The 13,612-nt window shown below is 49.2% G+C and carries 9 protein-coding genes and 1 tRNA gene; 5 read left to right on the top strand and 5 right to left on the bottom strand.

Annotated elements, in window-relative coordinates; genetic code table 11:
* Positions 1 to 4: 4 nt before the first annotated feature.
* From ACXAGX_RS05100 to pepA, 3 genes are read right to left on the bottom strand one after another with little or no spacing between them, the layout of a single operon-like run.
* Positions 5 to 2,782, bottom strand: coding sequence for a valine--tRNA ligase (locus tag ACXAGX_RS05100; protein ID WP_474837006.1), 2,778 nt, complete (start codon positions 2,780 to 2,782; stop codon positions 5 to 7).
* A 9-nt stretch (positions 2,783 to 2,791) separates the two neighbouring features.
* Entirely contained in the window at positions 2,792 to 3,220 is a 429-nt protein-coding gene (locus ACXAGX_RS05095; protein ID WP_070124738.1) for a DNA polymerase III subunit chi, read from the bottom strand.
* A 5-nt stretch (positions 3,221 to 3,225) separates the two neighbouring features.
* The gene (gene pepA, locus ACXAGX_RS05090) at positions 3,226 to 4,731 is read right to left on the bottom strand and encodes a leucyl aminopeptidase (protein ID WP_070124737.1); all 1,506 of its coding nucleotides are present in this window, start codon (positions 4,729 to 4,731) and stop codon (positions 3,226 to 3,228) included.
* A 294-nt stretch (positions 4,732 to 5,025) separates the two neighbouring features.
* Between pepA and lptF the strand changes: the two genes are divergently transcribed.
* Together lptF and lptG are read left to right on the top strand one after the other, a co-directional pair.
* Positions 5,026 to 6,129, top strand: a complete 1,104-nt coding sequence (gene lptF / locus ACXAGX_RS05085; protein ID WP_070124735.1) for an LPS export ABC transporter permease LptF — start codon at positions 5,026 to 5,028, stop codon at positions 6,127 to 6,129.
* Positions 6,130 to 7,191 carry an LPS export ABC transporter permease LptG gene (gene lptG, locus ACXAGX_RS05080; protein WP_474837004.1) on the top strand — a complete coding sequence of 354 codons (1,062 nt, stop codon included), beginning with the start codon at positions 6,130 to 6,132 and terminating at the stop codon, positions 7,189 to 7,191.
* A 55-nt stretch (positions 7,192 to 7,246) separates the two neighbouring features.
* On the opposite strand, the gene ACXAGX_RS05075 is transcribed toward lptG, so the two are convergent.
* Positions 7,247 to 7,690: an RDD family protein gene (locus ACXAGX_RS05075; protein WP_474837552.1), complete on the bottom strand. Its 444-nt coding sequence runs from the start codon at positions 7,688 to 7,690 to the stop codon at positions 7,247 to 7,249.
* Between the two features lie 358 nt (positions 7,691 to 8,048).
* Between ACXAGX_RS05075 and ACXAGX_RS05070 the strand changes: the two genes are divergently transcribed.
* Together ACXAGX_RS05070 and ACXAGX_RS05065 are read left to right on the top strand one after the other, a co-directional pair.
* Positions 8,049 to 10,034, top strand: coding sequence for a TonB-dependent receptor domain-containing protein (locus tag ACXAGX_RS05070; RefSeq protein WP_474837002.1), 1,986 nt, complete (start codon positions 8,049 to 8,051; stop codon positions 10,032 to 10,034).
* A 148-nt stretch (positions 10,035 to 10,182) separates the two neighbouring features.
* Positions 10,183 to 10,267: transfer RNA gene (locus ACXAGX_RS05065), tRNA-Leu, on the top strand.
* Between the two features lie 89 nt (positions 10,268 to 10,356).
* On the opposite strand, the gene ACXAGX_RS05060 is transcribed toward ACXAGX_RS05065, so the two are convergent.
* On the bottom strand, positions 10,357 to 11,193 hold the full coding sequence (locus tag ACXAGX_RS05060; RefSeq protein ID WP_474837000.1) for a helix-turn-helix domain-containing protein: 837 nt from the start codon (positions 11,191 to 11,193) through the stop codon (positions 10,357 to 10,359).
* A 126-nt stretch (positions 11,194 to 11,319) separates the two neighbouring features.
* Here ACXAGX_RS05060 and ACXAGX_RS05055 point away from each other — a divergent pair, with 126 nt between their 5' ends.
* On the top strand, positions 11,320 to 13,578 hold the full coding sequence (locus ACXAGX_RS05055; RefSeq protein WP_474836998.1) for a TonB-dependent receptor: 2,259 nt from the start codon (positions 11,320 to 11,322) through the stop codon (positions 13,576 to 13,578).
* Positions 13,579 to 13,612: the final 34 nt, after the last annotated feature.

Genomic DNA, 13,612 nt, shown 5'->3' with positions numbered 1-13,612 from the left:
GAGATTACAGCGCGCTAATGGTTGCGTGTTGCTCTTTCAGTTTTGCCAATGCTGTTTCAGCCTCTTCCAGCTTGCTACGCTCTTTGGCAATAACCGCTTCAGGGGCACTGTTAACGAATTTCTCATTAGAAAGTTTACCGTTGGCGCGGGCCACATCTTGCTCGGCCTTACCCATTGCCTTGGCAATACGGGCAAGTTCGGCGTCTTTATCAATCAAGCCTGCCATAGGGATAAGAATTTCCATCTCACCCACTAACGCGGTAGCACTCGCTGGCGCCTGTTCACTGGCTTTCAGCGTGGTGATGGACTCCAGTTTCGCCAGTTTATCGATAAATGGAGCAGCTAAGTCCAGGCGTTCCTGATCTTGTTCACTCACATTACGCAGAATAGCGTTCAGCGGCTTGTTCGGAGAAATGTCCATTTCACCACGGATATTACGAATACCAATGATAAAGCGCTTCAGCCACTCGATGTCGGCCAGTACCTTGTCGTTCTCACGCTCCGCTTTCACTTCAGGGAAAGACTGGATCATGATGCTGGTTTCACCTTCTTTCACACCGGCATCACTCAGCGGTGCAACACGCTGCCAGATGGTATCGGTGATGAACGGCATTAATGGGTGCAGCAGACGCAGTAACTGTTCAAGCACGTTGATTAGCGTATGACGTGTTCCGCGCTTTTCAGCATCAGTAGACGCATCGCTGTTCAGTACCGGCTTGGTCAGCTCTAGATACCAGTCACAGAACTGGTTCCAGGTGAACTCATACACGGTTTGCGCGGCAATATCGAAACGGTAATCAGCCAGCGCCGATTCAAACTCTTTCAGGGTTTTCTGGAACTGTGCCCAAATCCACTGATCCGCCAGACTCAGCACCAGTTCACCGCCATCACGACCTGTATCATCGGTTTCGGTATTCATCAGCACAAAGCGTGATGCGTTCCAAATCTTGTTACAGAAGTTACGGTAACCTTCCACACGGCTCATATCGAAGTTGATATCGCGACTGGTTGATGCCATCGCTGCGAAAGTAAATCGCAGGGCATCGGTACCATAAGCATTAATACCATCAGCAAACTGCTTGCGGGTATTTTTCTCAATCTTCTTAGCCAGTTGCGGCTGCATCATGCCTGATGTGCGCTTGCTAACCAAAGATTCCAGATCGATACCGTCAATCAGATCGATTGGGTCCAGTACGTTCCCCTTCGACTTCGACATCTTATCGCCGTTTTCATCACGGATAAGGCCAGTGATGTAGATATCTTTGAACGGTATTTTGCCGGTGAATTTCTTCGTCATCATGATCATTCTGGCTACCCAGAAGAAAATAATGTCGAAACCCGTTACCAGCACGGACGACGGTACAAACGTATCCAGCTCTGGCGTTTCTTCCGGCCAGCCCATGGTCGCGAACGGCCATAGTGCAGATGAGAACCAGGTATCCAGCACGTCGTTGTCTTGCTTCAGCTCAACGGCGTCTTCGAGCTTGTAACGACTGCGAACTTCCGCTTCGTCACGACCCACGAATACGTTACCTTCGTTGTCGTACCATGCAGGAATACGGTGTCCCCACCACAACTGACGAGAGATACACCAGTCCTGGATGTTGTTCATCCATTGATAGTAGGTTTTGTTCCAGTTCTCAGGAATAAAGCGGATTTCGCCACTTTCTACCGCTTCAACCGCAGGTTTAGCCAGCGATTCTACTGCCACATACCATTGATCGGTCAGGTACGGTTCGATAACCGCACCGGTGCGATCGCCACGCGGTACTTTCAGTTTATGATCGACTACCTTTACCAGCAGACCTTCAGCGTCCAAATCAGCAACGATTTGCTTACGGGCATCGAAACGGTCCAGACCACGATAGGCTTCTGGTGCTTCGTTGTTAATTTTCGCATCGTCGGTGAACAGGTTGATCATTGGCAGGCTGTGACGCTTACCCATGTCGTAGTCGTTAAAATCGTGCGCCGGGGTGATTTTCACACAGCCGGTACCAAATTCAGGATCGACATAATCATCAGCGATGATAGGGATAAGACGGCCAGTGATTGGCAAACGAATATCTTTGCCGATGAAGGCTTGATAACGCTCGTCGTCAGGATGGACGGCAACGGCAGTATCGCCCAGCATGGTTTCAGGACGGGTAGTCGCTACGACCAACTCACCAGACCCATCCGCCAGCGGATAGCGCATATGCCACATGTGGCCGGCTTCTTCTTCGTTCAGTACTTCAAGGTCGGAAACCGCGGTGTGCAGAACGGGGTCCCAGTTAACTAAGCGCTTACCACGATAAATCAGGCCTTCGTCATGCAAGCGAACGAATACCTCTGTTACCGCTTTGGACAAGTTATCGTCCATGGTGAATACTTCGCGGTCCCAATCGGTAGACGTGCCCAGGCGGCGCATCTGACGGGTAATCGTGCCGCCAGACTCTTCTTTCCATTCCCAGATCTTGTCGATAAAGGCTTCACGGCCTAAATCGTGGCGTGTTTTGCCTTCTGCATTCAAACGACGCTCTACCACCATTTGCGTGGCGATACCGGCGTGGTCGGTGCCCACCTGCCATAAGGTGTTGTCACCTTTCATGCGATGATAACGGGTTAACGCATCCATGATAGTTTGCTGGAAGCCGTGGCCCATATGCAGACTGCCGGTTACGTTTGGTGGTGGCAGTAAAATACAATAAGGGTCACCGTGTCCTGTTGGCTTGAAATAGCCTGCTGCTTCCCATTTTTCGTAGCATTGCTGCTCAATGGATTGCGGTTCGAAGGTTTTTTCCATTACTTACTCTCAACTGTCAGCAGATTTAAACTGTAATTGGCAGCCAGCCTGCTGATACTGTTTATAGCGAACCCGCGCCGCCTGTTTGGCGTCATCCGCCACCGGCACGAAGTCATAAATGGTTTGATAAGAACGGGGCGATGTTAACATCTCTCCGCTTAAGTTGACGATGAGGTTGCGACGGGAAAGTTGATTTTCCTGCCAGCAGATTTCCACCGGCGTACCGGCGCCCGGCCCTTCCCCACACAAATTGTGCGGTACGAAGCGGTCTGCAGGAAGTTGCCAAAGCAGCTCATCAACAGCTTCGGCAGACGATTTATTGGCACAATACACCACGCATTTCTGGCGTTGTGCATAGGCGCTGGCAATCAGATCGCAAGCGCGGGATTCACCCGCGTCCTTGCCATCGCTGAGTTGCCAGAAGGTTACCTGAGGCATTGCGCTCAGTCCTCTTGCTTAATGCCGGAGCGGTTCATCAGGAACTGAGACAGCATAGGTACCGGACGACCGGTTGCGCCTTTGTTCTTACCGCTACGCCACGCAGTACCGGCGATGTCCATGTGCGCCCAGTTGTATTTCTTGGTGAAACGCGACAAGAAACACGCTGCGGTAATAGAACCCGCTGCGCGACCACCTAAGTTGGTGAAATCTGCAAACGGACTTTCCAGTTGGTCCTGATATTCGTCCCATACCGGCAAACGCCATGCGCGGTCGGAGCTTTGCTCACCGGCATTCATCAATTCATGTGCCAGCGGGTTGTGCGTGCTCATCAGGCCGGTAGCGTGGTTACCCAGCGCGACGATGACGGCACCGGTTAATGTTGCCACGTCGATTACTAGTTCAGGGTCGAAACGTTCAACGTAGGTTAACGCATCACACAGTACCAAACGGCCTTCGGCATCGGTATTTAACACTTCCACCGTTTGACCCGACATGGTGGTAAGAATATCACCCGGACGGTACGCTTTGCCGTCAGGCATGTTTTCACAGCCTGCCAGTACACCAATAATATTGATTGGCAGATTCAGTTCGGCCACGGTTTGCATGGTACCCAGTACGCCAGCAGCACCGCCCATGTCGTACTTCATTTCGTCCATGGCTTCGCCTGGCTTAATGGAAATACCGCCAGAGTCGAACGTCAGCCCCTTGCCCACCAGCACTATTGGCGCTTGATCGTCAGGACCGCCTTTGTGGCTGATGATACTCATCATAGATTCGTTGTCGGAACCGCGCCCTACCGCCAGATAAGAATTCATACCCAGCTCAGCCATTGCCGCTTCGTTAACCACTTCGGCACTAATGCTGTCGTAGCTTTCAGCCAGCGACTGTGCTTGTTCCCACAGGTAAGCAGGATTACAGATATTCGGCGGCATGTTGGCCACGTCTTTGGTCAGCGCGGCACCTTTAGAAATGGCCAGACCGTGCTCGATAGCACGCTCGCCCACGGTGAGTTCACGACGGGTAGGTACGTTAAGTACGATTTTACGCAACGGACGGCGAGGCTCGCCCTTTTTGGTTTTCAGTTGCAAGAAGGTATACAGGGAGTCCTGAGTGGCTTCTACTGCCTGGCGGACTTTCCAGTAAGTATCGCGACCTTTCACGTGCAGTTCGGTAAGGAAACACACCGCTTCCATTGACCCCGTTTCGTTCAGGGTTTTGATGGTTTTGGCAATGATTTGCTTGTACTGGCGCTCGTCCAGTTCACGCTCTTTACCGCAGCCAACCAGTAGTACGCGCTCACTCAATACGTTAGGTACATGATGCAGCAGCAACATCTGGCCCGCTTTTCCTTCCAGATCACCACGGCGCAGCAGGTTGCTGATGTAACCTTCACTGATTTCATCCAGCTGTTCCGCCACCGCAGTCAGGCGACGAGGTTCGAAGACGCCGACGACAATACATGCGCTGCGCTGTTTCTCCGGACTGCCACTCTTTACACTAAATTCCACGATAACACCTCGCTCTTTTTATCTTGTGATTTGCATGACGTTAATTTCGCATAACGTTTTGCGCTGCAATATGTTTTAATACGCAGCCATATAGCGATTACACTGTTGAAGACGCTTTCTGTCGTTATAGTCGTACTGCTACAATGGTCTTTACAACGCATGTAACGTAGACGGTTTAAGCGTCGCATCATGCAATCGGGTTATTGATACACAGGCAAAACTTGTAAAAACAGTTAGTTTACTCAACATCGTGCGCTTTTTCACTATAATTCCAAATTTTCCAGAGGTGCCGGAATGCTGATATTCCGTTATCTGATAAAGGAAACGCTGAAATCTCAGATGGCTATCTTTTTTATTCTGATGGCCATTTTTGTGACTTTACGTTTCGTTCGTGTTCTTGGGGATGCGTCCGATGGCGACATACCCGCCGGCCTTGTGCTCGGCTTCCTCGGGCTTTATGCCCCTATTCTTGCGTCTTTAGTGCTGCCTATCAGTGCGTATCTTGGCATTATGCTGGCCCATGGCCGACTGTACGTTGATTCAGAAATGACGGTACTACGCGCCTGCGGGGTGAGCGAGTGGTATATCACCCGGGTGATGCTTTTGCTGTCAGTATTCATTATGGTGCTTTGCGGCGTTATTACCCTTTATTTGGCGCCTTCAGCCGCTGAAAGTGAGTATCAACTTCGCGAGAAAGCCAGAAGTGAAGCGGGCTTCTCAGCCATTATGCCGGGTCGATTCCAACAAACCGGTAACGGCAAAGCGGTTATCTTTGTACAGGATATAGACTCATCCAACGATACATTAAGAAAGGTATTCCTGTCGCAAACCCAGCAGGATGCAGAAGGTAACCAGGTACGTGTTGTGCAAGCGCAAACCGGACAAATCCAGAATAATCCTGACGGTACCCGTAATCTGGTGCTTCGCGAAGGTGTGCAATATGAGGGCACACAAACTGAAAAACGTTATCGGAAAGTAGCGTTTGATGAATACCAAATTCAGATTGCTGATGAGTCAGAAAGTGAACCTCGCCGCAAGGTTAGCGTGTTGCCCACCATGGAATTGCTGAATGACGATTCTGTGGAAGCCCGAGCCGAATTACAATGGAGATTGGCTATTCCACTCTCTATTCCGTTTCTGGTGCTAATCGCGGTTCCATTGAGTTCTGTCGACCCTCGTCAGGGCCGATTCGGCAAAATGTTCCCGGCTATACTGCTCTACCTTGGCTACTTCTTGCTGTTACTCGCCAGTCGCAGGGTACTCGAAGACGGTAAAATTCCCATGTGGCTTGGCCTATGGTGGGTGCATGGCATTATGCTGGTGATTGGTATGACGCTGATTATCAAAGATAGGCGCACGGGTGCGGCAATACGCGCCCGACTGTTGGGGAGAAAATAGATGTTTAAAATCCTCGATATGTATATCGCCCGTACGTTGTTAGGCACCATTACGGTCACCCTTTCGGTGTTGGTTGGGCTGTCTGCGCTGATTAAGTTCGTTGAACAGTTACGCAAGCTGGGTGAAGGTAATTATGACATCGCCGTGGCCAGTTTGTATGTGTTGCTCAGTTTGCCCCGGGATCTAGAGCAATTCTTTCCCATGGCGACTTTGTTAGGTGGCTTGATTGGGATGGGCTTGCTCGCCAGCAACAGTGAATTAGTGGTCATGCAGGCGGCCGGTATGAGCCGTTGGAACATCATTAATTCAGCGATGAAATCAGCCGTTTTGATGATCCTGTTTGTGATGGCTGTGGGCGAGTGGGTCACCCCTTACAGTGAATCCAAAGCCAAGGAGATCCGCACAGAAGCGATTTCAGGCGGTAGCCTGTTCTCTTCTGATGAACTGACCTGGGCAAAAGACGGCAGGCATTTTGTCAGTATCGGACAGGTTGTCACCCGTGAGTCGCTGCGGGATATCACCATTTATGATTTCAACGATGACCTTTCGCTGAAAACGCTGACTTACGCTGAAGAAAGTCATTACGATGGCAATAACTGGTGGCTTGAAGGGATTTCGGTGACAACTTTCAGCGACAGTAGCATTGAAATTTCCAACAATGACAAACAGCGCTGGAACTCAACGCTGACGCCGGACAAGCTCGGCATTGTGGCGATAAAGCCCGAAGCGCTGTCGATTCAGGGTTTGCACGAATATGTGCAGTACCGTAAAGGCAATGGTCAGGACAGCAGCCGTTATGAGCTGGCTTTCTGGCGCAAGCTGCTGCAGCCCGTGTCTATTGCGGTGATGCTACTGATGGCACTGTCGTTTATCTTTGGTCCGCTGCGTAGCGTCACCATGGGCGCCAGGGTGATCATGGGCGTGCTGACCGGCTTTGGTTTCTTCATCACTAATGAAGTGTTCGGCCCGCTGAGTCTGGTTTATTCACTGCCGCCATTTGTGGGTGCAATCCTGCCCAGCATCCTGTTTGCCGGTGTGGCTGCGTTGTTACTCCAGCGCTGACCAGCCTGTTTACTTTTGCTGTTCTATGAACAACTGATATCGCATAAGAGCTGAATTACCAGCTCTTATGGTCGTTCGCTTCTTTGGTCAGTTGCACCACTTCAGTTTTTGCTACGCGATCCTGCAAAGACTGCTTATTTTTAAAGTCCAGCAGTACCAGTAAGGTTCCTAAACCACCGACTGATGCTATCAACCGGACAATTAACCGGCTCCAGGTCATCGGTTCATCTACCGTGCTATAAATACGTAAACGCCAGGCGCGCATGCCGAGCGTCTGGCCACCCCGCTTCCAGAACCAGAGAAAGAAGCCGACTATCCATCCGCCCACCCAGACCTGAATGAGTGTTTTGTACAACAGTGACGCCTGAATGAGATTGGCTGGCTCAGCATAGCCTTGCAAATCCAGTACACCGTTTTTCAGCAGTACAACCATTGTCACTATCATGACCATCGCCGCGCACATACCTACCGCTATCGCTACCAGCGTGTCGTAAACCATTGCAACCAGTCGCCTAAAGAACCCTGCGCGCTTAGGCGAATTATCCAATTTCTGCTCTGCCGATGTTGCCGCAGTGGTAGGTGATGAGCCGGAAGCGGATGGCTTAGGCTTTTGCGATTTGTTCTTTTTTCCCACTTCAGTCCTTTATCGATAGCCGCGGAATTCGCGATAAGTGTACAAAATCTAGCAGCCAAATGCGCTCATCATTTTTATGATCGAGATCAATAAACATAATGAAAACTTAAGGTCTTTTGCAATTAATAATGATTATCATTTGCGCAATAATTTAAACAACACTAGAATGCCGCCCTCAAAAAAGTACAAACATTTTTCATTTTAAGTTAAAGGACTCATTTCAGTGAAAAAGCACTCACTAGCATTCGCAGTACTCTCTGCCCTTTCCGCACACGCATCAGCCAATACAGCAGCCGAGCCCGAACATGTTGAGATTTGGGGTACCACGGTAAAAAGTTCTTCCGTTTTTATTGGTGAGCAGGCTATCGAGTCTAAACAAGCAGATCACTTGAGCGATCTGCTCCGCGATATTCCCGGTGTAGACGTGGGCGGAACCCACTCTCTGAACCAACGTATCAACGTACGCGGCTTAGATGATACCGATCTAGAAGTGCTGATTGATGGTGCTTCACAGACTAACTACATGTTCCACCACATGGGTAACCTGAACATTAACCCTGATATTCTTGAGTCTGTAGACATTCAGGTAGGTTCAAACTCTGTAGTTCACTCTGGCTTGGGTGGTGCACTGGAATTTCGCACCAAGTCTGCCAGCGATTTGCTCACTGACAATGAACAGTTTGGTGGTCGCGTACTTGCCGGGTATAACACCAATGACAGCCAGTATCTGTCGCTTACCGGCTTTGGCCAACTTACCGACGACCTCGATATTCTGGTTTATGGCACCAGCATGAATCGAAATAATTTCGACGACGGCGACGGCGTGGAAGTACTAGGTAGCGACGGTAAGATTGAAAACGCCATGGCTAAGCTAGGCTGGAATATCGACCAAACTTCTCGTGTTGCCATTAAGTACGATGCCTATCGTAATCGCGGCTGGTATTCTGCCCGCCCAGATATGGGCGTACGCACCAATGCCGCTATTGGCGGTGGCGAAGTGCCATTGTTCGACACACATTACGACCGCGACACGCTTAGCGGTCATTACGAGTTGAACCTGGGCGCCATGCTCAATTTACGCGCCGATTTGTATCAGAATGAACAGGAATTATGGCGCAATTACAATGGCGCCACCACCGAGGGAACCTCTAAAAACACTGGCTTAACATTGATTGCAAACTCGTTGGTTAATACTGCAGATATCCGCCATCAGTTCACCTACGGCGTGAAGTGGATTAAAGCCGATAATCAAAGTGAAAGTGTAACAGATGGCGTTACAACGCTGGGCCGCGAGCAAGCTGACGATACCGGTATTTTTGTAGAAGATGCCATCGATTTTGGCAACGGCTTAGTGGTAACGCCAGGTGTTCGTTACAATCATTACGATAAATCTTCTATGGCTACCGAGGGCGTAGATAGCTGGAGCGACTGGCAAACCGCATTGGCCGCAGAATATGCCATTACCCGCGAAATCGTTGTGCATGCAAGTACCACCGATCTGTTTAAAGGCCCTCAACCTGGTGAGATTTTCGTGAACGACCAGGCAGGAAAAGTGCGTAACCCAGATCTGGAACCAGAAACTGGCACGAACCGTGAAATCGGCATCCGCTACAACAGCGCAGATGTACTGGGCGCCGACGAATTTCGTGTTGGCTTCACCGCATTTAAAACCGAAATCGATTCCTATATTGAAGAGGTGGATTACCCTGAAGATGACTGTACCGGACGTGGCTGCCTAACCTGGGACCGCAATATCGGCTCTGTAGATATCGACGGTTTCGAAGCCAGTGTTTTCTACTCATTGGATGTGTTTAATGCGTTAGTAACCTACGCAAAATCTGATTCAGAAGTGAAAGACAGCACAGCCGTAACTCAACCGCTCGATCGCGAAGTGGGTGACAGCATGGGCCTTACGCTTAACTACTACCTGACAGATTACGACGTTGATTTGCGCTGGCACACCCAGAAGACTTTCTCAGAAGGCGCTAAAGCGGGTTTTGCGGTACACAACGTGACTGCCATTTGGCACCCTGAATACTTCCAGGATAACCTTAACGTGACGCTGGGCATTGAGAACCTGCTCGACAAGTTATACGTTTCTCACGCATCCAGAACCGGCACTACCACCCACCCGGTGTTCGGCGCACTGGAGTTGAGCGATTACGAACCTGGACGTAACATTAAATTGTCGGTGGCGTATAAGTTTTAAAGGCAATTAATCGATGGCGATAAATAATGTGCGGCTTCAGTCGCACATTATTTATCCATCTAGGTTGCATAAGGTAGATATTCCGGAAAAAGTGCTTGTCACCCAACCGCGTATCGCTATAATGCACCACACATCGACTAAGTCGAATGCCAGTGTGATGGAATTGGTAGACATGACGGATTCAAAATCCGTTGCCTTCGGGCGTGGCGGTTCGAGTCCGCCCACTGGTACCATTATCTCCCTTTGCGGGAAAAACAATAAACCGACCTTTTGAGTCGGTTTTTTTGTGTATTGAAATTTGGTTTATGGATGGCCAAGTTCACTATGCCACTACAGTGTTATTTTGCTTCCAGTGAGATGGAGTACACCCGACCACGCGTGCGAATGCCGCAGTAAACTTGCTCGGATTACTGTACCCCACCATACCGGCAACATGTGTTACACTGTGTCCCTGCTGTAAGTATTGCTTGGCTTCTTTCATTCTATTTATCAGTATATACTTGTACGGTGTTGTTCCAGTGGTGCTTTCGATCGCTCGATAAAACTGCTTAGCCCCCATACCTAAAAGTTCAGCCAGTTCATCAATCCTAATTTCCTGCTCAATCTGCCTCTGAATATACTCAGAAAGGCAAGTCAATTGCCGGTGACTCAGTTGTGATGCGGACTGGTGTTGCGTGTGGTTTTTAGATAGCTCAGCGATGCGTCGCAAAATAACGGCAATGCCCTCTTTCAGGAAAGCTGAGTACGTATCTTGCCGTTCAGCACATTCCCACATTGCTATCGCCACAGAACTGATTATTTCATCTTCCAGCACAGTAGATTGATAGCAACTCGCTGACTGGCAAATACTACAAAACTTCTCAGTATCAATGGCAATGCCCAGCATATTGACATCAGGAGAAGAAAACTCACCACTTTCGTGGGGAGCCGTTATCAAAATGCTCTTTTTTTTCCAGCGCCAGGAACGATTGCCATATTTGACAATACCTCCGTTCGAGAAGCAGATTCCGATTTTAAGGTGCTTTCCCGCCACCATTTTTCCGGCTGTTGCAGGGAAGTGTGAACGCACGAGTACAACGCTATCCCGGGCGAAACGCTTAATCATCGGCTGCAAAGTGCTGTTTTTTAGGCTGTCGACGAGGGAAATTCCATTATCCATATGATTCACTTGGTAGAAATAACAATAAAAATACCAAAATGGAGTGGTGGGACATTTTGGAGCGGTATTCATTTAGCGGCTTTTTAAACTACGACACTTTGCAATCAGTAAGGGAATATCTTCAGTATGTTTGAAAAGAGACGATTAACAAAAACGCTATCTGTATCTTCTGGCCTCGGGCTGGCTTTTATTTCTTTCACAGCGATATCCACCGAGTATGCAATATCTGCTAATAAAGATGAACCTGTACGTATAGAAAAACAGCAAAAAGACGCCGGGGGTTCTGATGTCGGACCTACCATTGAGAAAATTGTCGTTAAGGGGACTAAGCGGGGGACAGATCTCTTAAAAGCAGATGTCTCGGTAACGGTTATCGATTCAAAAATGATTGATGAAGCGAGAATACGTGATTTTACCCGGATAGATGAACTTGTGCCCAACGTGCAATTTAACGAGTCAGGGCAGACTGGCAGCATTTACATTACGATTCGTGGTGTTGAGTCCAATCCGTTTGTTGTTAACAGAGCCGCGGTGTACATAGATGGCATTCCGTTTCGTGAGCTAAGTAACTCAGTACTTAGTCAGGTTGACTCCATCGAGGTACTTCGCGGCCCGCAGGGAACGCTTTACGGTGCAAATTCTGAGTCAGGACTCATCTTAGTTACCACAAAAACACCTTCGGAAGTCATGGAACAGAACTACCGTGTGTCGGCTTCAAGTTACGCCTCTGGCCAGGGATATGTGGGAACCGGATTCGTCGGCGGGCCACTAGCTCAAAATTCACTCAGTGGATCCGTGGCGTTCAGTACATCGATGGAGGATGCCTACGTAAAGAATGTGGGAACGTCCACGGGCGAAAGCGGTGAAATTAAAGAGAACTTCGTTCAGGGTAAGCTGCAATGGAAACCTGTAGAGGCACTTACCGTTAACGCAACATCCTACTGGCTTAATGAGGATGCCCCGGGTCTGTTCGTGCAGCAATATGTTCCACTAAATATCAATCTGTACAATCAATTATATGCAGACACGATGAACGGCGGACGCCAGATTGATAAGTGGACGGCATTAGAAGATGCCCCCAAATATACGAATTCGGAAGAATTTGTTGCCGGTATGAGTGTGACTTACGACACTGAAGTTGGCACCATTGACCTGGCTGCTTCTTACCGTACTCTGGAAGAAGACTCTAAAGGGCTGGATTTTGATCTTACTGCAACGCCATACGTGTCCGGTCGTGAAGAAAAAAGTGAAGACTACAAGAACATAGAACTGCGCTACAGCTCACCTGAAAATAGCGTGTTCGATTATATTGTTGGCGTGTCCTATTACGCAGAAAGCGAAGAAAACACTAAGTCAACGTTTATGGGCAGCGGCGATCTCAACAGCTATCTGGCAGCGCCTCTGCAGTACAAAGAAGGTGAAGACAAGAGCCTCTTTGGCTCATTGAACTGGTATGTAACCGATAAACTAAAATTTGGTGCAGGGTTGCGTTATGAACATGCAGAACGATCAGCGGAACAAACCGCCGGTGCGCTGGATTTAGGTCTTGGGGCCATTACCTACTATCAGGATGCGGATCTTTCGAACACCTTTGAAAACTGGCTTCCACGCATCAGCGCTTTATACCAATTTAATCGCAACCTGTCTTTTCATGCGTCAGTTTCAAAGGGCTATATTCCGGGCGGCTTCAACCTTACTGCCATACAAGACGATGTGGTTGATGACAGCATATTGTTTTATGACAGTGAAACGCTGTTCAGCAGAGAAGTAGGTTTCAAGTGGATGTCCGCAGACCGGAAGTGGCGCTCTTCCGGCGCACTATTTTTCATCGAATCAGATAACTGGCAGGAGATTCAGGTAGCGACAGATGCGAATGGCCGCCCTGTCAGCTCGGATTATATCGGCTCTGCCGCATCAGTTGAAAGCAAAGGCGCTGAACTTGAACTGGTCTGGCGGCCAACAGACTCGCTGTCCATTAATAGTCACATTGGATATGTTGATGCTGAATACACCGATCTTCAGATTAGTGAGTCACTGAATGCTGCGGGTCAGGCGGTTCAGTTTGTGCCTGATTATGATGCCGGAGTGGCTGTCCGGTACGAATGGGATAGTAACTTTTACGTCAGAGCTGAAACCAACTTTACTGGTAAAACAGCGCTACGGGCAAAAGGTGACGCCGTTCAGCGGGCGGTCACGACACTGGGATTACAGTTGGGGTACGACGATGGCCAGACTGCCATCAGAATATTTGGCGAAAATCTGACAGACGAGCGAATTGCCAGCGGGCTTGCTATAGAAAATATGGCTTTTGGCACCGACGGATTGTTTTACAGTCCGCTTGACGCGCCCCGCATCATCGGCGTTGAAGTGGAATTTTGGTTGTAGCGGGCGTATTTATATTTTCACAATAGGACCGGGC

It is taken from the genome of Alteromonas sp. ABV4_515, from assembly GCF_056160345.1.
This window is presented reverse-complemented; position numbering and strand designations above follow the sequence as displayed.